Source organism: Paenarthrobacter sp. E2MeOHC11 (genome assembly GCF_058744955.1).
In genome coordinates this window covers 3,210,410-3,232,098 of record NZ_CP196673.1, presented here as the reverse complement: position 1 = coordinate 3,232,098, position 21,689 = coordinate 3,210,410, and the positions used below count along the sequence as shown (strand labels likewise).

At 64.6% G+C, this 21,689-nt stretch carries 18 protein-coding genes; 6 read left to right on the top strand and 12 right to left on the bottom strand.

Annotation, left to right across the window (positions count from 1 at the left end; all coding sequences use genetic code 11):
* Positions 1 to 8: 8 nt before the first annotated feature.
* The 3 genes from ACSSVG_RS15125 to ACSSVG_RS15115 all read right to left on the bottom strand — a co-directional run bounded on the left by ACSSVG_RS15125 (position 9) and on the right by ACSSVG_RS15115 (position 3,410).
* Entirely contained in the window at positions 9 to 1,361 is a 1,353-nt protein-coding gene (locus ACSSVG_RS15125; protein WP_253469013.1) for an ABC transporter substrate-binding protein, read from the bottom strand.
* 182 nt (positions 1,362 to 1,543) lie between these two features.
* Positions 1,544 to 2,473, bottom strand: a complete 930-nt coding sequence (locus ACSSVG_RS15120; protein WP_492415431.1) for a carbohydrate ABC transporter permease — start codon at positions 2,471 to 2,473, stop codon at positions 1,544 to 1,546.
* On the bottom strand, positions 2,466 to 3,410 hold the full coding sequence (locus ACSSVG_RS15115; protein WP_231340749.1) for a carbohydrate ABC transporter permease: 945 nt from the start codon (positions 3,408 to 3,410) through the stop codon (positions 2,466 to 2,468). Before ACSSVG_RS15115 ends, ACSSVG_RS15120 begins: the two co-directional genes overlap by 8 nt.
* A 375-nt stretch (positions 3,411 to 3,785) precedes the next feature.
* Here ACSSVG_RS15115 and ACSSVG_RS15110 point away from each other — a divergent pair, with 375 nt between their 5' ends.
* Genes ACSSVG_RS15110 through ACSSVG_RS15100 form a run of 3 tightly spaced genes read left to right on the top strand, consistent with a single transcriptional unit; the run spans position 3,786 to position 8,154 of the window.
* Positions 3,786 to 5,003: an acetylxylan esterase gene (locus ACSSVG_RS15110; RefSeq protein WP_492415428.1), complete on the top strand. Its 1,218-nt coding sequence runs from the start codon at positions 3,786 to 3,788 to the stop codon at positions 5,001 to 5,003.
* Complete coding sequence (locus ACSSVG_RS15105; protein WP_492415426.1) at positions 5,000 to 7,048, top strand: DUF6807 family protein; 2,049 nt, start codon at positions 5,000 to 5,002, stop codon at positions 7,046 to 7,048. Before ACSSVG_RS15110 ends, ACSSVG_RS15105 begins: the two co-directional genes overlap by 4 nt.
* Positions 7,045 to 8,154: a M24 family metallopeptidase gene (locus ACSSVG_RS15100; protein WP_492415424.1), complete on the top strand. Its 1,110-nt coding sequence runs from the start codon at positions 7,045 to 7,047 to the stop codon at positions 8,152 to 8,154. The genes ACSSVG_RS15105 and ACSSVG_RS15100 overlap by 4 nt, the downstream gene beginning before the upstream one ends.
* 112 nt (positions 8,155 to 8,266) lie before the next feature.
* Here ACSSVG_RS15100 and ACSSVG_RS15095 read toward each other — a convergent pair whose 3' ends face one another.
* Genes ACSSVG_RS15095 through ACSSVG_RS15075 form a run of 5 tightly spaced genes read right to left on the bottom strand, consistent with a single transcriptional unit; the run spans position 8,267 to position 14,190 of the window.
* Positions 8,267 to 9,718: an aldehyde dehydrogenase (NADP(+)) gene (locus ACSSVG_RS15095; protein WP_253469020.1), complete on the bottom strand. Its 1,452-nt coding sequence runs from the start codon at positions 9,716 to 9,718 to the stop codon at positions 8,267 to 8,269.
* Entirely contained in the window at positions 9,699 to 10,847 is a 1,149-nt protein-coding gene (locus ACSSVG_RS15090; protein WP_492415422.1) for a mandelate racemase/muconate lactonizing enzyme family protein, read from the bottom strand. Before ACSSVG_RS15090 ends, ACSSVG_RS15095 begins: the two co-directional genes overlap by 20 nt.
* Complete coding sequence (locus ACSSVG_RS15085) at positions 10,847 to 11,752, bottom strand: 5-dehydro-4-deoxyglucarate dehydratase (protein ID WP_231340743.1); 906 nt, start codon at positions 11,750 to 11,752, stop codon at positions 10,847 to 10,849. Before ACSSVG_RS15085 ends, ACSSVG_RS15090 begins: the two co-directional genes overlap by 1 nt.
* Positions 11,749 to 12,747: an NAD-dependent epimerase/dehydratase family protein gene (locus tag ACSSVG_RS15080; protein ID WP_492415420.1), complete on the bottom strand. Its 999-nt coding sequence runs from the start codon at positions 12,745 to 12,747 to the stop codon at positions 11,749 to 11,751. Before ACSSVG_RS15080 ends, ACSSVG_RS15085 begins: the two co-directional genes overlap by 4 nt.
* Before the next feature lie 30 nt (positions 12,748 to 12,777).
* On the bottom strand, positions 12,778 to 14,190 hold the full coding sequence (locus ACSSVG_RS15075; RefSeq protein ID WP_492415418.1) for a Gfo/Idh/MocA family protein: 1,413 nt from the start codon (positions 14,188 to 14,190) through the stop codon (positions 12,778 to 12,780).
* A gap of 179 nt (positions 14,191 to 14,369) precedes the next feature.
* Here ACSSVG_RS15075 and ACSSVG_RS15070 point away from each other — a divergent pair, with 179 nt between their 5' ends.
* Positions 14,370 to 15,401 carry a LacI family DNA-binding transcriptional regulator gene (locus tag ACSSVG_RS15070; protein ID WP_492415416.1) on the top strand — a complete coding sequence of 344 codons (1,032 nt, stop codon included), beginning with the start codon at positions 14,370 to 14,372 and terminating at the stop codon, positions 15,399 to 15,401.
* Between the two features lie 55 nt (positions 15,402 to 15,456).
* Here ACSSVG_RS15070 and ACSSVG_RS15065 read toward each other — a convergent pair whose 3' ends face one another.
* Together ACSSVG_RS15065 and ACSSVG_RS15060 are read right to left on the bottom strand one after the other, a co-directional pair.
* Positions 15,457 to 16,641 (bottom strand): IS30 family transposase, encoded by a 1,185-nt coding sequence (locus ACSSVG_RS15065; protein ID WP_492415414.1) that lies wholly within the window; start codon positions 16,639 to 16,641, stop codon positions 15,457 to 15,459.
* Positions 16,642 to 16,710: 69 nt separating this feature from the next.
* Positions 16,711 to 17,409, bottom strand: coding sequence for a FadR/GntR family transcriptional regulator (locus ACSSVG_RS15060; RefSeq protein ID WP_492415412.1), 699 nt, complete (start codon positions 17,407 to 17,409; stop codon positions 16,711 to 16,713).
* Positions 17,410 to 17,499: 90 nt separating this feature from the next.
* On the opposite strand from ACSSVG_RS15060, the gene ACSSVG_RS15055 reads away from it, so the two are divergent.
* A complete protein-coding gene (locus tag ACSSVG_RS15055) occupies positions 17,500 to 18,831 on the top strand; it encodes an alpha-hydroxy acid oxidase (protein ID WP_269215702.1) in 1,332 nt (443 codons plus the stop codon).
* Between the two features lie 81 nt (positions 18,832 to 18,912).
* Here the strand turns inward: ACSSVG_RS15055 and gdhA are convergent, their stop codons facing one another.
* Together gdhA and ACSSVG_RS15045 are read right to left on the bottom strand one after the other, a co-directional pair.
* Positions 18,913 to 20,250: an NADP-specific glutamate dehydrogenase gene (gene gdhA, locus ACSSVG_RS15050; protein ID WP_253469032.1), complete on the bottom strand. Its 1,338-nt coding sequence runs from the start codon at positions 20,248 to 20,250 to the stop codon at positions 18,913 to 18,915.
* A 207-nt stretch (positions 20,251 to 20,457) separates the two neighbouring features.
* Positions 20,458 to 21,039 (bottom strand): ArsR/SmtB family transcription factor, encoded by a 582-nt coding sequence (locus tag ACSSVG_RS15045; RefSeq protein WP_231341547.1) that lies wholly within the window; start codon positions 21,037 to 21,039, stop codon positions 20,458 to 20,460.
* A 156-nt stretch (positions 21,040 to 21,195) separates the two neighbouring features.
* On the opposite strand from ACSSVG_RS15045, the gene ACSSVG_RS15040 reads away from it, so the two are divergent.
* The gene (locus ACSSVG_RS15040) at positions 21,196 to 21,672 is read left to right on the top strand and encodes a hypothetical protein (protein WP_231341546.1); all 477 of its coding nucleotides are present in this window, start codon (positions 21,196 to 21,198) and stop codon (positions 21,670 to 21,672) included.
* Positions 21,673 to 21,689 lie beyond the last annotated feature (17 nt).

Here is a 21,689-nt window from a genome sequence, read left to right as displayed (position 1 = left end):
CAGAAAAGCTAGCTGATGGCGGATTTCATCTCATCCACGGCTTTCTTCCCGGCTTCTTCCGGCGAGAGCCTGTTGAACATGACCTCCGACGTGTAGCGCTTGATGATTTCCTGGATGGCACCTGCACCCTTCGGCGGAGCGGCCGGGGCTTCGCCGAGCTCTTCCTTGATGGCGCCGATGAAGTCGACCACCTTGACGTCCGCCTTCGCGAGCTTCGGGGCGATTGCGTCGCGGACCTCGGAGTTGGGGTAAACGCCGCGGTCGGCCAGCAGGATCTCTCCGGCCTTGGCGTTGTTGGTCAGGAAGTTGATGAACTTCGCTGTTTCTTCAGGGTGCTTGGTCCGCGATGATGCCGACCAGAACTGCGACGCCTTGTACCAAAGGCCGGCGTCCTCAGCCTTGCCGGTCTTGGACGGGAACCGAAGGATCTGCAGTTCGCCGCCGGAAGCCTTCTCGAGGGCGGGAAGCTGGTTGGACCACCAGAATGCCATGCCGTTCTTACCGGTCGCCAGGCCGCTCTGGTCCAGCGGTGCGGCTTCGGCTTCGACAATCTCCGATGCCGTAGGCACTGCCTTGTTCTCGCTCATCTGCTTCAGGAATTCCCAGTAGCCCTTGATGTCCGAGGGCTCGAAGCCGAGCTTTCCGTCCTGGGTGTACAGCGACTTACCGTTCTGGCGCAGCCACACCCCGAGGGAGGCTTCGTCCGTCCCGTAGGCCGCAGCACCGTAGGTCCCCTTGGGAGACTTGGCTGTCACCTCGGCTGCAATGCGCTCGAAGTCTTCCCAGGTCCAGGTTTTGTCATCCGGAAGCGCTACGCCTGCAGCCTCGAAGACCGCCGGGTTGGCCAGGATGGTGGCGGCATTGATGCCCGCGGCAATACCCGTAAGGCCCTTCTCGCCCTTACCGGCGTTGAGTGCGGCTTCGTCGAGTTTGGACGTGTCAATGTCGTACTTGGAAAGGTCAAGCAGGGCACCGCGGGTGGAGTATTCGGTGATGTACTTTTCGTCCATCTGGATGATGTCAGGAGCATCGTTGGCCGCAACCTGCGTGGCCAGCTTGTCCCAGTAACCGCTCCAGTCGCCGTATTCAGCCTTGACCTTGATGTTGGGGTTCTCGGCCTCGAACGCCGCGATGGCTTCCTGTGTCAGCTGCGCACGCTTGTCGCCGCCCCACCACGAAAAGCGAAGCTCGACTTTTCCGTCAGCGCTTTTCGCCTCGGATCCCCCGCCGCAGGCGGTGAGGGCGAGTACCGCGGCGGCTGTTGCTGCGATGAGGGCAGAGGCGCGGAGCCTGCGCTTGGCCTTGGGTGCTTCAGCACGGGTTGCGGGGGCGATTGCTTCACCCTTTGGATTTACCGGCACTGTTGTCTCCGATCTTCATTGATCCTGATGCGATGTGAGAAAGCGTTTTCTTACTGCTGATTATGGTACAAGTCACAGTCTTGTATGACAAGACTGTGACTTGTACTACTTGTTGGTGGCGTCCGACGGCGGCACTCACCAAAAGGGGGCGGCATGCGCCCCCTTCTGGTGGAACGATCGGTCTACTTGATGCCTGTGGTGGCGATGCCCTTGATAAGGAATCGCTGGCCGAACAGGAAGACCAGGAATACGGGGAGCAAGGACACGATGGACATTGCGAAGAGTGATCCCCAGCTGGTGGCGGACTGCGAGTCAACGAAGGCCCGCAAAGCCACTGGCACGGTGAACATATCCGGGTCTGTCAGGTAGATGAGGGCGCCGAAGAAGTCGTTCCAGGTCCAGATGAACGTGAAAATGGTGGTGGTGGCCAGGGCCGGGACCATCAGGGGCAGGATGACGCGAAGGAAGATCCGGGGGTGGCCGGCGCCGTCGATGCGCGCTGCCTCATCGAGGTCCTTCGGGATGCCGCGGATGAATTGGACCATGAGGAACACGAAGAACGCATCCGTGGCCAGGAGCTTGGGCACAATCAGCGGCCAGAACGTATTCACCCAGCCGATCTGCGAGAACAGGATGTACTGGGGCACGATCACCACGTGGAAGGGCAGCATGATGGTCAGCAGCATGATGCCGAAGAAGATCTTCTTGCCACTGAACTGCAGGCGGGCGAAGGCGTAGGCGGCCATGGAGCAGGAGACCAAGTTGCCAACGATCGAGCCCAGGACCACGATCGCGGAGTTGATCATGTAGTGCCCGAACGGGCGCGTCAGCGCGGACCAGCCGTCGGTGTAGTTGCTCATCTCCAGGTTCTCCAGCCAGAGACCCGGCTCGCGGAAGATGAGGTCATTGGGGCGCAGGGAGGAAACCACCATCCACAACAGCGGGTAGATCATGACGCCGCCAACAAGGATCAGGATGGCGTGCTTGATCAGGCCCTTGATGCGGGCGCTGCGGCTATAGGCCAGGTTTCCCCGGGATTCACGGCGGCGCGGGCTCTTACCGGACGTGGCGTCAGAGGAGGAAGCGGCGGGGAGGGTCTGGAGTTTAGTCATCGTAGAACACCCAATACTTTGAAGCGATGAAGTTGATGGCAGTGAAGGCACCGATGATGACCAGCAGGAACCAGGCCATCGCTGAGGCGTAACCCATATCGAACTGGCCGAAGCCCTTTTGGTACAGGTACAGGGTGAAGAACATGGTGGAGTCGGACGGGCCGCCGTTGCCTCCGGAGACGATGAACGCCTGCGTGAACGACTGGAATGAACCGATGATCTGCAGCACCAGGTTGAAGAAGATGATGGGGCTCAGCATGGGGAGCGTGATCCGCCAGAACTGCTGCAGCGTGGTTGCGCCGTCCACCTTGGCTGCCTCGTAGTACATCACCGGGATCTGGCGCAGGCCGGCCAGGAAGATGATCATGGGGCTACCAAAGGTCCAGACGTGCAGCAGGATGATGGAGCCCAGTGCGGTGTTGGGGTCAGAGATCCACCCCGGCCCTTCAATGCCCACCATCGCAAGGACCTGGTTCACCAGGCCGGTGGTACCGAAGATCTGCTTCCACAGGATGGCAACAGCAACGGAACCGCCCAACAGGGAGGGCAAGTAGAAGATGGAGCGGTAGAACGGAAGGCCGCGAAGACCCTTGTCCAGGACCAAGGCAATCACCAGCGCAACAGCCAACTGAAGCGGAACACCCACCAGGACGTAGGTGAAGGTGACGCGCAGCGAGTTGTGCAGGCGGGCATCGCCGAACATTCGGACAAAGTTGTCCAGGCCGACCCATTCCGGTGGCTGCAGGAGGTTGTAGTCCGTGAAGGACAGGTACAAGGACATCAGCATGGGGCCCACGGTGATAGCGGCCAGGCCGAGCAGCCAGGGAAGAAGGAACACGTAGGCGGCCTTATTGTCGCGGCCGTTCGCTTTCTTCTCTTCTTTGGTCATGGGGCCCTTGCGACGGGTCATCGTGGAGAGTTCGCCAATGGCGCTCATTGTTTCCCCCTCGCCGGAGCGCGAACGCCTTGCGGCGTCCCCGTGTTTGTTACAGCGGCCATGTGGTCTCCTTTGGTCATCGTGGCCATCCACGGAGTTCGAGTCTGGGTGGTACTTGCCTTGCGGGGGCGCCGCCATACTTCCGGCGCTCCCCCATGGGAAGCCAGGATTCGGGTCCCGGCTTTCAGCGGCTCCGTACCAAAGTAAACGTTTTCTTGACCCATGTACAGCCTTTTGCTAATTTTTGAGAAAGCGTTTTCTTGCGAAGCCGCCCACATCGATTTCCCCACGCTGAAGAAGCCCGGCGTGCACTTCCGCACACCACCCCGCACCGATAAGGCTGGACACAATTGTTTCCCACCGACTCCGCCTGCCATGACCACCGCTGACATGGCAGAATCGCCCAACCGCCCCAGCGCGCTGGCCGGCTACGAAGATTGGCCCGGGTATGCGGCGCGCCATCAGCACGTGGCCGGCTCGCCTGAAGCGGGGCAACTGGCCGACACACTTGGGGTTCCTGCCGTAACACCGGACCTTGGGTACACGGTGCACTCGGAATCGGAGCACGACGGCGTCATCACATCGTCCCTTTCCTGGCAGTTGGGCTTCGGGCCAAGAACCTCCGCATGGTTCGTGCGGCCGGCCGGCGCCACCGGACCACTGCCCGGCCTGCTCGCCCTGCACTGCCATGGCGGCATCAAGGCTTACGGCGCCGAGCGGCTCGTGTCCCTTCCTGCAGGCGCCGAAGACCACGACGGCGGTACCTCCACCGCGGGCGGCTTCGGCCGCCTGCCTCGCGGATTGAGTCGAAAGCTTTACGGCGGGCGGGCACCCGCCACGTGGTTGGCACAACAGGGCTTTGCCGTTCTGGCGCACGACGCTTTCATGTGGGGCAGCCGTCGCTTTAAGCTGGATCCCCTGCCTTGGCGGACTGCCAAAGCGGTCGACGGCCAGCAGGCACTCTGGCGGGAGTCCGGCGTCGAACCCTCCGCGGCGGAACAGTACGACTCAGCGGCGGCCGCCCACGAGGAAACAGTGGCGAAAGCTGCCACGCTGCTCGGAAGCAGTGTTGCCGGAACCGTGGCGCATGACGACCTCGCGGCACTGGGTATCCTGGCATCGCTGCCGGGAGTGGACCGGGATCGGCTCGGTTGCCTGGGCTTCTCCGGCGGAGGTGGCCGGGCTTTGGTGCTGGCCGCCCTCACTCCCCGGATCCGTTGCTACGTGGTGACCTGCATGATGACCACTTTTGAGTCGCTCCTGCCTTCCTACCTCGACGCACATTCCTGGCTGCTGCATTCCCCTGGCCTGGCCAGGCTTGGAGACTGGCCGGACCTGGCTGTGCGTTCCAACGCCCACGTCCTGGTCCAATACGGACTGGCCGACCACCTCTTCCCCGAACAGGGAATGCGCGACGCCCATGCCCGTTTGTCGTCACGCATGCCCACCCGCTACACGGGCAGCTTCTGGCAGGAACCCCACGTTTTTACCCCGGCCATGCAGGACGAGGCCGCGGCCTTCCTCACCGCAGCCCTGCAGCCCACACACCCCGCCAGTTCCACCGCACCTGATCCCGCTAGGACGGACTCATGACCCAGCCTTTGACCACCTCAACTGCGGATGCCCAAGCCCGGCTCCCCCGCATCGCACTGGTGGGCGTGCACGGATTCGGCGAACGGCACTTGGACAACCTTGACCGCCTGAGCGCTGCCGGCCGCGTCGAACTGGTTGCCGTGGCCGATCCCCTACCCCCGGCGGAGGGGAAACTCAGCCACGGGGTTGACGTCTTCACGTCCCTTGATGAGCTCCTCGCTGCTGGAACCGCGCCGGACGTGGTGATCGTCTCCACGCCCATCCAGACCCACGCGCCGTTGGCCCTCGCTGCCCTCAAAGCCGGCGCCAATGTGTATCTGGAAAAGCCACCAGTAGCGTCCATGGAGCAATACGAGGAAGTCATGGCAGCGGCCGCGAGCGCCGGACGACTGGTTCAAGTGGGGTTCCAGAGCCTGGGTTCCGAGGCCCTGCCCGCGATCGAAGCACTCGTGGCATCCGGCGGCCTTGGTGAGGTCCGGGGCATCAGCGCCACTGGCCTGTGGCTGCGCACCAAGGGGTATTTCAAGCGCTCCCGGTGGGCCGGGAAGCGCAGCCTGAACGGAACCGACGTGGTGGACGGGGTGGCCACCAACGCCCTGGCGCACGCCGTTGCTACCGGGCTGCGGCTGGCTGGTGCCAGGACAGTAGCGGATGTCGAATCAGTGGACACCGATCTCTACCGGGCCAACGACACCGAGAGTGACGACACCTCAGTGGTGAGGGTACGGACCACGGACGGCACAGTCCTGACCTGCGCCCTGACGCTCTGCGCACCCGTGCAGTCCGCACCGGCGGTCACCATCTACGGGACGTTGGGACAGCTCGCCCTCTCATACACGGAGGACCGGGTGGAGATCACCACGCCCGAGGGTGTCCGGACGCAGAGTTTTGGGCGGAAGGATCTGCTGGAGAACCTGCTGGCCGCCCGCAGTGAGAAGGATCTACTCAGCCCGCTCAGTGGCGCCGGCGCCTACATCTCCGTGCTGGAGGCCATCCGCACGGCAGACTCACCCTTGCCGATCCATCCGGACTTCATCAGCTGGGAGGGCCGGGACGACGACGCCCACCCCGTGGTGCACGGCATCGAATCCTTGATCCGCCGGGCAGCCTTGGGCCAAGCCACTTTCGCGGAGCTCGGAGCACCGTGGACTGACTCCGCCGGGACCTCCCTCACCATCAACGGCACCCCGGTCGCGACCCTCCAGGACGGCACCCACATCCGTGGGACCTCCTCCCCGCGCCCCTATCTCCACCCCGTGCGGACCCTTGGCGGAACGGTGGTCACCGATCACGTCCCCGAAGACCACGTGTGGCACTTGGGTACAGGTGTGGCACTCCAGGATGTGGATGGCATCAACTTCTGGGGCGGCCGGACTTACACCCGCGACGCAGGGGCGTACGTCTGGCGCAAGGACCACGGCCGCATCGTCACCGAATCCGCGGAGCACAGTGATGGGCATCGGCGCGAACACCTGAGCTGGCTGGGGCCCGACGGCACACCGGTGCTGCGCGAGCAGCGCGAGTGGCGCTGGGCCGCCGTCGGGAATTCAGCGTGGAAACTGACCCTGGACTTCACGCTGGAATCCGCCACCGGTCGTACCGTACTGCTGGGCAGCCCTGGTTCCAACGGGCGGCCGCAGGGCGGTTACGGCGGCTTCTTCTGGCGGCTGCCCAACGTTGGCGACGCCACCATCTGGACTCCGGACGCGCGTGGCGAGGACGCTGTGCACGGCACCGTGGCGCCATGGCTGGCGTGGTCGGGAACGTTCGACGCCGGAACGTCCGACGCGGCGCACGTCACGGGCTACCCCGGGCTCGGCCACCCGGCAACGCTCGTATTCCTTGCTTCGCCTCAGGCCCCGGACCCTTGGTTCGTACGGCACTCCGGTTACCCCGGCGTCGGGCTATCGCTGGCCTGGGATGCCCCGGTATCCGCCGAGCCCGAACGCCCTGTCCACAGGTCGGTCACCGTGCTCGTCACGGATGGCTTCCTGGCAACACAAGACATTGAACTGCTCATCACTACCTTGGGGGAATCGGCATGACCACGCCCACTCAATCCACTCCAGCCCTGGCTGCACTCACGGCTCCCGGCAACGCAGCCGACCGCGCCGTGAAACGCCGCCGCGTGCTGGACATCCTGGACGCCGCAGGACGCGACTCGCTCCTGCTCACTTCCAACACGGCGCTCACCTGGTACCTGGACGGCAGCCGCGTCCACATCAGCCTGGCCGGCGACCCTATCGCGGCCCTCCTGGTGGACCGCTCCGGCGACCATCTGGTCACGTTCAACAACGAGGCCGGGAGGATCGCCGCCGAGGAATTGCCGGAAGGCGTCAGCCTGGACACGGTCCCATGGCACGGCCAGCTGCATGCTGCGGCCGCGGGCCTGGCGATCGACGGAGACCCACTGGTGGAGGCTGCAGTCACCTCGGAACTCCGGGCGGCCCGCCAGCAACTCCTGCCCGCCGAGGCAGCCCGGTACGCCTCACTGTCCGCCGACGCCGCGGCAGCCATGACCGATGTCCTCACAACTGCGACACCGGAAACCACTGAGTTCCAGCTGGTTTCAGAGCTGGCCGCCAGGATCGTTGCAGCAGGTGCCGAGCCGCTGGTCCTGCTCTGCAACGGCACGTCCCGCAGCGACTTTCGGCACCCGCTGGCCACGCACTCCCCCATCGGCAGGCGCGCCATGGCAGTTGTTTGTGCACGCAGGAACGGTTTGGTGGCCAACGTGACCCGTTGGGTGGCGTTCGACGCCGGGACTCCCCGGGAGCTGGACGCCGAGGCCCGCATCGCAGCTGTAGAGGCCGACATCTTCCGGGCCACGGTCCCCGGCGCCAGGCTCAACGAGGTCTTCACCCAGATCCAGCAGGCCTATGCCCGGCATGGATTCGGCGACGATCAGTGGACGCTGCACCACCAGGGCGGCCCAGCAGGATATGCAGGCCGCGATCCCCGGGTCACCGCAGACGTGACGGACACCATCGTCCTCAACCAGCCCTTCACGTGGAACCCGTCCGGTCCTGCCGTGAAGATCGAGGACACGGTGCTGCTCACGGATTCCGGCCTGCGGGTCCTGACCACGGACGATCGCTGGCCGACCACCGATGTGGACGGCCGCCGTCGTCCGCTGACGCTCCGCCCCTGACTCCTGCACCCAACACTCCCGCACCCAACCACGAAAAGGGGCGGGGTCACCATCACGGTGACCCCGCCCCTTTATCGTGTGCGCTTACCCAAGTAGGTCGCAGTTGGGTGGGTTAGCTGAGTGTCAGCACGCCGTCCACGCGCCGCGGGATTCCCAGCGGGTTGGCGTCGTGCAGCGCCGGGTGCAGGACAGACTCGGGGGCGTCCTGGTAGGCCACTGGACGCTGGAAGCGGCGGACCGCAGTGGCGCCAACTGAGGTGAACAGCGAGGTAGTGGCCGGGTACGGGCCGCCGTGCTGCTGGGCCCAGTTCACGGCAACACCCGTGGGCCAGCCGTCGAACAGGACCCTGCCAGCCAAACCGCTGAGCTGCTCCACGAGTGCGGAGACGTCTTCACCCGGTTCCGCGTGAACGGTGCCTGTGAGGCTGCCCGGAACCTTCGCCAGTGCCGCGGACAGTTCCTCCTGGTTGGCGTACTCGATGAGCAGCGTGGTGGGGCCGAAGCACTCCTCCAACAGCTCATCGGGGCGCTCCAGCACGTTGGCCGCACTGGTGGAGAACACCACGGGTGCGGCGCCGTCGGCCAGGCTGTCCTGCTGGACGGTGCCACTGACGACGGCGACACCCGGCTGGCCTGCGACGTTCCGGAGCCCGTCCGGGTACGCCTCGGCGATGCGCTCGGTGAGCATGGCGGCTGTCGGCTTGTCCTTGCTTGCCTCAGCAAGGCGTGACGCAAAGTCCGTGCCGGCCGGGATGAAGACCAAGCCGGGCTTGGTGCAGAACTGGCCCGCACCCATCGTGAAGGAGCCTGCGAGGCCAGCAGCCAGCTGTTGGCCTCGCTCGGCCAGCGCGTCCGCCGTGATGACTACAGGGTTCAGGCTGCCCAGCTCGCCGTAGAAGGGGATGGGCTCCGGGCGGGACGACGCGAGGTCGAACAACGCGCGGCCGCCGGGGATGGAACCCGTGAAGCCGACGGCCTTGATGGCGGGGTCCTGGACCAACGCTGTGCCGGCCTCGCGCCCGCTGACCAAGGCAAAAACCCCGGCGGGAGCTCCGGCCTTGGCCAGGGCGTCGCTGACAATCTCGGCGGTCCGCTCGGAGAGGCGGAGATGTCCCGAGTGCGCCTTGACGATCACCGGACAGCCAACAGCCAACGCGGAAGCCGTATCGCCGCCGGCCACGGAGAACGCGAACGGGAAGTTCGACGCCGAGAACACGGCCACCGGGCCAATCGGACGCAGGATGCGGCGCAAGTCGGGCTTGGGCGGAGTGGCCGTAGGGTCGGCGTGGTCAATGACGGCTTCCAGGTACGAGCCCTCGGTCATCACGTTCGCGAACAGCCGCAGCTGGCCACTGGTCCTGGCTACCTCGCCCGTGAGCCGGACAGAACCCAGGCTCGTCTCGGAATCGGCGATGGCCACCAGTTCGGTGACGTTGGCGTCCAAGGCGTCGGCGACGGCGGTCAGCCAGGCTGCACGCTCGGCGTCAGAGGCTGCTGCGGTCACCTTTGCGGCCTCGGTAGCTGCCGCCGTGATGGCGGTCAGGTCAAGAGTTGCTGTACTCAATGCGGTTTCCTTTACTCTCGGGGGCGGAGCTGTCAGGGGCAGCCACCTCAGTTGTGTGCGGCTTCCCGCCGAAGTCGAAGCCGAGCCCGTGCAGGCCTGAAGACGTGAGCCGGCTGTTGCGGATGCGAACCGGGGAAGGCCCGGACAGGATGCCAAGCTGACCGAATGAGGCGTCCTCCACGTCCTCCACGCTCACGGCCTCGGCCAAGGTGAGCGCCAGCTGCCCGGACAGCTCCGGGAGCAGGTGCGGCGCCACCCGGATGCTGTTGGCACGGGCAAGCTCAACGATCCTGCGGAAGGGCGTAATACCGCCCACCCGGACGATGTTGGGCTGGATGATGTCCACGGCTTCAGCTTCGATGAAATCGCGGAAACGGTAGATCGTGTGGACGTTCTCGCCCAGGGCAATGGGCACGGGCGAGTGCTTGCGCAAGCGGCGGTAGGCCCAGAGGTCGTCGGCGCGGATCGGTTCTTCCAGCCACTCCAGTCCGTGCTCCCCCAAAACATCCAAGGCACGTAAGGTGTGGGCGAGGTCCCAACGCTGGTTGGCGTCGATCATGAGCAGCCGGTCAGGGCCGATCACAGCCCGCACGGCGGCGACGCGTTCGGCGTCTTCGCGGAGTTCGGGCTTGCCCACTTTGATCTTTACGGCGTTGTGCCCCGCGGCAACCCACCGCTGGGCTTGCTCCACCAGCTGATCCAAGGTGTAGTGCAGGTTCACGCCGGAACCATAGACCTCCACGGATTCCTGGCGCTGGCCCAAAAGCCCGGTGACGGATGTGCCCGCCTGCTGTGCCTTCAGGTCCCACAGGGCAAGGTCCACACCTGCCATCGCGATGGTGGTGAGGCCTCCCCCGCCTGCTTCGTGCAGCCGCTTCCACAGTTGGTCCCACACGATCTCCGGGTTGGCTTCCAAACCCACGATGAACGGTGCGATGTCGTGATCCAGGAGAGCCTTCACCGCCTGGGGACCAATGGTAGGTGTCCACGAGAAACCGTGGCCCGTACCGCCGTCGTCCGTGGTCAGTTCGGTGACGATCACATGGTTCTCGGGCGCCTCAGCACCCCAGCTGCGCAGCAGCGGGACCGTGATCAGCCGGGTGGCGAGGCCCGTAATGCGGGCCGGCATCAGCTGCCGGCCAGCTCGTGGCCCTTGGCCAGGATGGACTTGAGCTCCAGCAGTTGCTCTTCGCTGGGGTCAACCAGCGGCGGACGGACCGGGCCAACGGGCAGCCCGGCGAGGCGCAGGCCTGCCTTGATGAGGGAAACGCCAAAGCCCGGAGTCTGGTCGCGGAGCCGGACCAGCGGCGCGTAGAAACCTTCCAGCAGGGCGTGGCGGCGCTCTTCGTCACCGGAGACGTAGGCGTCGTAATAGGCCTTGGCGATTTCCGGGGCCATGGCGAACGCCGCGGAGGAGTACAAGGGGATGCCGAGGCCACGGTAGGCACCCTGCGTCAGCTCAGCGGTCAGCAGGCCGTTGAACAGGGCGAAGTCGGTGCGGCCGCTGGCGTTGATCGCGGAGACGATTTCCTGGGCCAGTCCGACGTCGCCGATTCCGTCCTTGAAGCCAACAACCTTCGGGTTGGCAGTGAGGCGCGTGATCGCCTCCGCGGTGAACTTGGCCGTACCGCGGTGGTACACGATCACCGGCAGGCTACTCGCGGCGGCGATGGCTTCGACGTAGGCCACCACGCCGTCGGTGGGGCCGGTAACGAGGTACGGCGGGAGCACCAGGAGGGCGTCTGCGCCTGCTTCCTCAGCCACCTTGGCTGCGGCGATGGCGTGACCCAGGGGTCCACCGGCACCGGAGACCACGGGAACAGCTCCTGCAACGGCCTCGACGGCGGCAGTCACCACAGTGCGGATCTCATCGAGCGAGAGTGCGTGGAATTCGCCGGTGCCGCAGGCGGGGAAGACGCCGCCGGGGCCGAACGGAAGACGGGAGGTGATGTGCTCCTTCAGCAGGGCTACATCTACCGAGCCGTCCTCGGCAAAGGGCGTGACGGGGAAGAACAATACGCCGTCGAAGTTCATGGGGTCTCCTTGGTTGCTCCCGCCGGGACCAGGCCGGCGTGATTCTCGTCGTTGAGTTCTGCTTGTTCGGTTGCTGCTCTGTCTTCGCCCTCGAAAGCCGGCCTAAGCTCGGTGCGCCAGGTGCGCTTGGGCGCCCAGCCGAGGAGTTCGCGGGCTTTGTCGATGGAGAATGCCGGCCTGGTTCCGGTCAGCTGTTCAGTGAGTGGGCCGCTGCCGGGAAGGAAGCGCGGGAACAATTCCGCCAGGGGCGCTGTAGCCAGGGCATCCCTGGCGCCAACGAAGAAGACCTGGCCGTTGGGAATTGAGTCCATCTTGTCCAGGAGCACGTCCAGGAAGTCGGCCACGTCCCGGGCATCCACGTAGTTGAACAGTGCCGGTGCTGAAAGCGCCGGGTCCTGCAACCGCTCGCGGACCGTGTGTCCCTGCTGCGTCAACGCGCCTTCCCATTCTTCCGGGGAGATCACGTAGCAGGGGCGGAAAGCCGCGTACCGGATCTTGTCCCCCTGCGCGGCCGCGAACATTTGCACGGTCTGCTCGGCGATCAGCTTGGACAACGCATACGCGTTCCACGGCTTGGGCGGCGTCCGCTCGTCCAGCGGGAACGACGGCGGCAGCCAGCCGGCCGGTGAGCCATAGCCCAGGGCGGTGGGGCTGGACGCCGTCACGATCTTCGGGACACCCGCGTCGGTAGCCGCACTGACCACCGCGTAGGCGAGCCGGGTGTTCGTGCTGAAAATGACGTCCTCCGGTGCGCTGAAAGGTACGGCAATAGCAGCGAGGTGGATCACGGCGTCGGGCGCTGTTTCGCGGATGAGCCGCTCCGCTTCCCCCGGTGCCAAAAGATCCGCGGTGTACTGCTCGGCTCCGGCGGGCAGCTGCTCCGCGGGGATGGCGTCCCGGTCCACCGAGATGACCTTGTGGCCCGCATCGGCGAGACCGGCCACCACACTGCGTCCGAGCCGGCCGGAACCGCCGGTGACGAATATCCTGCTCATGGTCGTTTCCTTGCTTGGGTAGTGAACCGGTCAGGCCTGGCTGCGGCTGAGATCAACGCCGAGGCCAAGTTCGCTGATGCGGACGGGAAGGTCGGTCTCAAGGGATTGGTTGCCGGCGATGCCCACCGATACGGACCGGAGTCCGTCGATGTAGCCGGACGGGCGGCCCAGCGGGTCAGCGCCGGGACCGTTGAAGAGGTCCGAGAGCAGCAGGTTGTCGCCGCCCCCGTGGCCGCCTTCGCCGTTGATGATCGGGACTTCGTAGGCAGCTTCCCAGTGGCGCTGGACCACCAGGCGTTCACCGTTGCGGCGTACCGCGTCTTCCTCCTCGATGGGAGTAGCGCTCGGGTCCACCACGGTCTTCTTGTCCGTGCTGGACTCGACGGCGGCGCGCTCCACCACTTCGAGTTCCGCACGGCCTTCGGTGCCGTTGACGGTGACACGGTAGCCTTCCCACGGGCTGTGGGCGTTCAGCGAGTAGCTCAGCGTCGGCCCGCCCTGGTAATCCACCACGAGGGCCAGGTTGTCCTCGATGGTGATGCCCTCGGTGAACACGTCTTGGTCACGGATGTAGCCGTCAAACTTTTCGTTGTCGTAGTACAGGGCCTTCAAGCGCTCGTCGTCGCGCATGTCCAGGCGGAAGGGATCGTGCTCCAGGCCGTCAACGGTGCCGCGCTCGGGGCGGGCACCCAGGCCGCGCTCGGCGGCGTTCTTGTCGCCGTAGAAGCGCAGGCCACCGGAGGCAAACACGCGCTCCGGAACATCGTTGATCCACCAGTTCACCAGGTCGAAGTGGTGGGAAGCCTTGTGGATGAGCAGGCCACCGGAGTTCTTCTTTTCGCGGTGCCAGCGGCGGAAGTAGTCGGCGCCGTGCACAGTGTCCAGCACCCAGCTGAAATCGATGGACGTGACTTTTCCGATCACGCCGTTCTGGATGACTTCCTTGAGCGCGCTGTTGCGTGGCGAGTAGCGGTAGTTGAACGTCACCACTACGTTGCGGCCGGTCTTCGCCACGGCGTCGGTGATTCGGCGGCAGCCGTCAACGTCAATCGTCAGCGGCTTTTCAACCACGACGTCGGCACCCGCCTCGAGTGCCTCAACGATGTAGTCCGCGTGGGTGTAGTCGGGCGTCGTGACGATGACGCGCTCGATGCCGTTGGACTGGATGAAGCTTGTGAGCTCGCCGGGCTCGAAGGAAGCTACCGGCTCTGTTCCGCCGAGTTCCTTGATGAGCTCCTGGTAGAAGTCCACCCGGCCCTGGTTGACGTCGGAAAGCGCAATGAGTTCTGCGACGTCCGCGTGCTGCCCATAGATGGCCCGGATGTACATCTCCGAGCGGCCGCCCGTGCCGATGAGGGCAATGCGGGTCCGCTTGCGGCCACCGGCCTGGGTTGTCGTTGCGGCAGATGCGGTCTGGGTCTCGGCTGAGTCGACGTTGACCATGTGGATGCCCCTTTCGAAAGGCAGGAGTGAACCGCTTGACGGCCCGGCTTCAAGTGGGAAGAATCATGAGAAAGCGTTTTCTCAGAGCGTTATAAGCTTTGTATCAAGACTCTGGTGGTCACGTCAACCATTGCTCCAACGACGGAGCATGCGGGAGGCGACCAATGGGAAGGGGCCACATGGCACGCAGGAACACCAACAGGCGCGTTGGCATTGCCGATGTCGCGGAGAAGGCGGGCGTCTCGCACGCCACCGTGTCGCGCGTCATGAACGGTAATGCCGCCGTGGACCCTGGCATCGCTGCGCGCGTCCGGGCAGCCGCTGCGGAATTGAAGTACCAGCCCAACCCCGTGGGGCGCAGCCTCGCCCTGGGCAAGACAGACACCATCGGCATCGTCGTACCGGATCTTGCCAACCCCACCTTCCAGGCCATCCTCCGCGGACTCAGCATCGCGGCAGCCCAGGACGGGTACCGCGTCCTGATCGCCGACTCCTCCGAGGTCACCAGCGAAGAAGCCATCCTTGCAGGCGAGGCCAGGCGCCGCTGTGACGGCGTGGTGCTCTGCGCCCCCCGCATGGCTGATGCCGAGTTGGAAGAACTTGCGCCCACCCTGCACCCGCTGGTGCTCATCAATCGCACCACCATTGCCACCAACACGCCCAGCCTGAGCGTCGACTACGGGCAGGGCATCCAGGAGTTGGCGCAGCACTTGGTGACGTTGGGCCACCGCCGGCTGGCATTCCTCTCCGGACCCGAGCACAGTGCATCCAACCGCCAACGCCTGGTCGGGCTGGACCAGTTCCGCGCCGAACACCTGGAGATCGAACTGCAGATGCTCCATGGCGGCTCCAACTTCGACTCCGGCCATGAGTCCACCGAGGCCATCATTGCCAGCGGCGCCACCGGAATCCTGGCCTTCAACGACCTCGTTGCCATGGGGTTGCTCAGCGGCCTGCATGAGCGCGGAATACGCGTACCGGAAGACATCTCAGTGACGGGCTTCGACGACATCCCGTTCGCCAAATACACAACTCCCCCGCTGACCACCGCGGCCGTGCCCATCAACGAGCTCGGAAGCCTGGCTTGGCGGAGGATGCGGGAGCAGATCCAGCAGGCCGGCGAAGCCACCACCCAGGCGCAGGACGAATTCGCCCCCAGGGTGGAGATCCGCAAGAGCACGGCAGCCCCCGCACTCACTCCAGCCAGTTGACACTTAATGCCAATGTTCGGCGGGCAAAGTCAACTGGTGGGAGCAACGCTGGGGGTTAGGCCGCTTGTAGCAGCTGGTTTAGTCGGTTGGCTGGTGTTTCGAGGTTCAGGGTTGGTCTGGGTCGGCGGTTGAGTTTCGCTGCGACCAGGCGGAGGTCCTCGGGGGTGTGCGCTGAAAGGTCGGTGCCTTTCTCGAACCAGAACCTCAGGAGCCTGTTGGTGTTCTCGTTGGTGCCGCGTTGCCAGGGTGAGTGCGGGTCGCAGAAATACAGGGTCGTTTCGAGTGCGGTTTGGATCTTCGCGTAGTCGGCCAGTTCGGTTCCGCGGTCCCAAGTGATCGAGAGTCGCAGGTGATCCGGGAGGGAAGCCATCTCCCGGATCATCGCAGCGGCAACGGTCTCCGCGGTGTGGTCCCCGGGCAGGTGCAGCAGGATCGTGAACCGGGTCGAGCGTTCCACCAACGTGCCGATCGCGGTCCCGTCGGTCCCGATGATGAGGTCCCCTTCCCAGTGGCCAGGCACTGCCCGGTCTTGGACCTCGGGCGGGCGTTGGCTGATTTTGAATGCCTCACCGTAAGGGCTGTTCTTACGGCGGTCACTGGTGTGCGGAACGCGTTGCTTGCGTTTCAGGCTGAGCTTTTCGGCCAGGTCAGCCCGCAGGTTCCCGCGGGTTTGGACATACAGCGCTTGATAGATCGTCTCGTGGCTCACCTGCATAGTCTGATCGTCGACGAAGTAGTGCGCCAACATTGAGGAGATCAATTTCGGGCTCCACCCGTCATCCATCCACACACCGATCAGCCGGCAGAGGTCCTCGTCCTGGACGAGTTTGAACGGTTTGGGCCGGCGCCTGTCCTGGTGCGCTTTGGCGTGGGCGACCGAGGCGTAATACTTCCCGTCCGCGCTTCTGTGCCGTTTCACCTCCCGCCAGACCACGGACTTATCCCGGCCAATCAATTCACCGATCTTGGCGTAACTGAGCCCCAGCAGAACACCCATCTGGATCATCCCCCGCTCGCCCAGACCCAAGGCCCGGCCAGGTCCCTCTGCCGAAGGCGCAGGATCGGCAAGACCCCCGACAGCGCCACGGTTCAACGTCATCATCAGGCCAGACTGAGCCCACCAGTTTCCCCCGGTCGCGTGCACCGCCTCGACACGCCGGGAAGCCTCAAGAACCGAGACCCCCGCACACACCAAATCAACAAACTCGGCACGCGCACCCGAAGGAAACAACTTGACCATGAAACGCTCCATCAATCAGGGCGTTGCAACGACCCTATGACTTTGCCGCGAGAAGATTGGCATTAAGTGTCACTTCGGGGAGGGGTTTGCGCCCACTCCGGCCTCTTTATAGAAGCCTTGGATGTGGGCGGCCACCAGCTCAGCTGCCTTGCCGCCGTCGTTATTGTTCACAGCAGTGAGGATGGCGCGATGTTCGGCGCGCAGCCGGGTTGACGCAGTGTCCCAATCGGGCAGGTTTCCGGTGAGCTCACCGGCGTAGTTCTCGATCGCACCCCTCAGCGAGGCCATCATGGCACTGACCACCGAGTTGCCGGCAGCCTGCGCCAGTGCCACATGGAAGCGGGCATCAAGGGCCAGGAAAGTGTCGATGTCAGGCGCCGCATCCATCTGATCCAGGAGCGCAGCAGCTTCCTCCAGCTCCGGCACGCCCACCTTAGCCCGCTCCGCCGCCCAGGATTCAAGCAGGACGCGGGTCTCCACGATGTCCGCCACCGGAAGGTGCCGGGTGGCCACGTGCAGCCGAAGGGTTGAACCCAGCGCGGAGCCCGGCTCGGCGATGACCACTGTCCCGGCGTCCTTGCCCGAACCCACGCCGGCGCGGACCACGCCCATCGCTTCCAGAATCCGGACCGCCTCGCGCACGGAAGTCCGTGACACCTGCAATTGTTCGGCCATGGCGCGTTCACCCGGCAGCCGGCCGCCAAGGGCAAGGTCTCCGTCGGACAACTGCTTCTCGATCCATTGCAGGACCAACTCATGGGTACGCATATCGGAATACTAGTTGATGTGGTCCAACCACATGGATTACAGTGTGGTTAGACCACAGTGGTAGGACCACAGAATTCAAGGGAGAACCGTATGACCGAGACCCTCGATCCCAAGATCACCGCCGCCCCTGCCAATGCCGGCAGCGACGAAAACGTTACACGCCCCGCCCAGCCGCGCCCCGCCGTCGTGCAGCCGCCCGCGCTGAAGCGCCGCGTCCCCAAAGTCTCCGACCTGGCGCCACTGATGCAGTTCAAGAAGCCGGAATTCAGCAAGACCGCACGGCTCAAGCGCGCCAGCACCATCTGGGAACTGCGCGAGATCGCCAAGCGCCGTACCCCGCAGGCTCCCTTCGACTACACGGACGGTGCCGCCGAAGAAGAGATCACGCTGCGCCGCGCACGCCAGGCCTTCCAGGACATCGAGTTCCGTCCCGGCATTCTGCGCGATGTCTCCACGATCGATCTCCGCACGGACATCCTGGGCAAGGAATCACGACTGCCGTTCGGCATTGCACCCACAGGATTCACCCGGATGATGCAGTCCGAGGGCGAGTACGCCGGCTCCCAGGCAGCTGAGGCTGCAGGCATTCCGTACACCCTGTCCACCATGGGCACTGCATCCATCGAGGACGTGGCCACTGCTGCCCCGAACGGGCGCAACTGGTTCCAGCTCTACCTGTGGACGGACCGCGACCGCTCGCTGGAGCTGATCGAGCGGGCTGCCAAGGCCGGCAACGACACCCTTATGGTCACCGTGGACACAGCCGTAGCCGGCGCCCGCCTGCGCGATGTACGCAATGGCATGACCATCCCGCCGGCACTGACCCTGAAGACCGTGCTCGATGCCTCCTATCGCCCGGCCTGGTGGTTCAACTTCCTCACCCACGAACCCCTGACGTTCGCTTCCCTCTCGCGCTACACGGGCACCGTGGCTGACCTCATCAACTCGATGTTCGACCCCACGCTGACCTACGAAGACCTGGACTGGCTGCGTGAAACCTGGAAGGGCAAGCTGGTGGTCAAGGGCATCCAGACCGTGGAAGACGCCCGGCGCGTTGTTGACCACGGTGCGGACGGCATCATCCTCTCCAACCACGGCGGCCGCCAGCTGGACCGCGCACCCATCCCGTTCCACCTGCTTCCGGAGGTCACGACGGCACTGAAGGCGGACAACAGCAAGGCCGCGGTCATGCTGGACACGGGCATCATGAGCGGCGCGGACATCGTGGCAGCCCTGGCCTTGGGCGCCGACTTTGCCCTGATCGGCCGCGCTTACCTCTATGGCCTCATGGCCGGCGGACGTGAAGGCGTGGACCGGACCATCCAGATCCTTGAGAAGGACATGACCCGGACCATGGCGCTCCTCGGGGTCAGCAAGGTGGCGGACCTCAACCCGGACCACGTGCGGTTGCTCCAGCGCTAACCGCACCCAAGTAAGTCGCAGCAAACGCCCTTTTGAGCGCTCAGAAGGGCGTTTGCTGCGACTCAGTTGGGTAAAGGCGGGCTAGATCAGGCCCTGCGCCAGCATCGCGTCGGCAACCTTGACGAAGCCGCCGATGTTGGCGCCCACCACATAGTTTCCGGGCGCACCATATTCGTCCGCGGTGGCTGCGCAGCGATCGTGAATGCCCACCATGATCTCGGTGAGGCGCTGTTCCGTGTGCTCAAAGGACCATGAATCGCGGCTGGCGTTCTGCTGCATTTCCAGCGCAGAGGTAGCCACACCACCGGCGTTGGCAGCTTTACCCGGCCCGAACAGGATCCCGGCTTCCTGGAACACGGATACAGCGGACCGCGTGGACGGCATGTTGGCACCCTCGGCCACAGCGATCAGTCCGTTGCTGACCAGCTTGGCGGCAGCATCGCCGTCGAGCTCGTTCTGGGTGGCGCACGGCAGGGCCACTGTGCCGTTCACGTCCCACACGGACCCGCCGGCAACATGGCTGGCACCGGCGCGGCGCTCAGCATACTCGGTGAGGCGCCCGCGCTCAACTTCCTTGATCTGGCTCAGAAGTTCGACGTCGATTCCCGCCTCGTCCACGATGTAACCGGCCGAATCGGAACAGGCCACCACGGTGGCACCAAGGGCTTGCGCCTTGGCAATCGCATGGATGGCCACGTTGCCGGAACCTGAGACAACAACTCGCTGGCCGTCGAAGGACTGGCCCCGGGTCTTGAGCATCTCCTGGGCGAAGATCACGGTGCCGTAGCCGGTTGCCTCGGGGCGGACCAAGGACCCGCCCCACGAGATGCCCTTGCCGGTGAGGACTCCGGATTCGTAGCGGTTGGTGATGCGCTTGTACTGGCCAAAGAGGTAGCCGATTTCGCGGCCGCCCACGCCAATGTCGCCGGCGGGGACGTCAGTGTATTCGCCGATGTGGCGGTAGAGCTCAGTCATGAAGGACTGGCAGAAGCGCATGATTTCCGCGTCGGAACGGCCACGGGGGTCGAAGTCCGAGCCACCCTTGCCACCGCCGATGGGCATGCCTGTGAGGGCATTTTTGAAGATCTGCTCGAAGCCGAGGAACTTCACGATGCCCAGATACACCGAGGGGTGGAAGCGGAGCCCGCCCTTGTAGGGGCCGAGGGCAGAGTTGAACTCCACGCGGAAGCCTCGGTTAACGTGGACGCGGCCGGCGTCGTCGGTCCATGGCACGCGGAAGATGATCTGGCGCTCGGGTTCGCAGAGGCGTTCCAGGACCGCACCCTCAAGGAACTCGGGATGACGATCGTGCACGGGACCGAGGCTTTCGAAGACCTCAGTGACGGCCTGGTGGAATTCCTTCTCCCCCGGGTTCCGCGCCAACACCGTGTCGCGGACAGCTTCGAGCCTTGAATCCATGCGTGTTCCTATCCTCAGAGCGCCGACCCGCGGCGAGACGATTAGTCCCGCCCATGGTTGCACCGAGGGACATAGGATCTCCATCCAGAGCCAATGTGACCCTCATGCCGGAGTTAACACAACTGTAGAAAATCGTTGAAAACTCAAGGAAATGCAAGGTTAACAAAAACTCACAATGTGAGGAGGATCACGTTAGGTTGGTGCCCGCTACCGCTTACGCCCGAACTTGGGAAGGTTGGGCAGGTTCGGGAGGTTGGCCAGGAGATCAGCAGCCTTAGTGGCCGCCCGCCCCACTGTGCGGCCAATCTGTTGGGGAACGGTGTCATCGGAAGCCGGGTCCAGGGTCACCGGTGTTCCACTCGCATGGACCTTTACGGCCTGGCCGATGGCGTCGGTGCGGGTGGGGGCAGCTTCAGGCGCTGCCGCGGCGGCAGGCGCCTCAGGTGCTGCCGCGGAAGACTCAGCAGCTGACGGAACAGCTGCAGACGGTACAACAGCAGAAGGCACGACGGCGGCGGGAGCCGGGGTTCCGACGTCGAACGTTTCAAGCCAACTCGCGACGCCGGCGAGTGGCTTCGGATTCAGCGCATAGAAGCGCTTCTGGCCTTGCGCGCGCATGCTGACGAGATCCGCCTCGCGGAGCACCTTCAGATGCTTGGAGATCGTGGGCTGGCTCGCAGCCAGTTCTTCCACCAGTTCGCCTACTGCTTTATCCCCAGAGCGGAGGGAGACCAGGATGTCGCGCCTGGTTGCCTCAGCTATGACGGCAAATACGTCGTCAGTCACCATGCCTCCCACCCTAGCGACATATACGCCAATTGGCATCCCTGTTTCCTGCCGCGACAGGTATGGGCCGTTGACCCCCGCGGGGGCCGATGTTACAACGGAGGCACGGTCCGTCCGGGCTCCCAGGCCCCGGCCGCCAAAAGCACGGGGTGCATGGCAATGACTGAATTTTTCCGGCGGCGTATCTTTGACATCATTGCCGCCGTATTCCTCGCCCTTTTCGTCCTCGTATGGACCACCGTCCTGGTGCGTGTCGGTACGTGGGTCCCCTCGGGAACTGCGGAGGCACCCGAACTGAACGGCGCCTTGGTCACGGCAGCGGGAGTCATGGCAACGTCGCTGAGTTCGCTCACAGCGTCAGCGCTCGGCTTCACTATTTCAGAAGTAAAACGAGACAACGCCGACGCCGGGTCGCCCAGCCCCTTGGTCAGCCCGGCTGACGTGGCCACGAGGCTCTCCGGCCGCGTGATTTTCGCGATCATGGTCTACATGACCATGGGCATGCTGGTGCTGGTGCTCTGGCTGTTCAAAGGCCAGGCCTCCACGGATCTCATCGGAGCCTTCGCGCTGTCCCTGCTTGGTTGGCTCGTGGGGGCCGCCGGAGTGGTTTTCCAAACGGAAAGGACCGGGCCCTAGCTTCCCCGGGTCCAGGG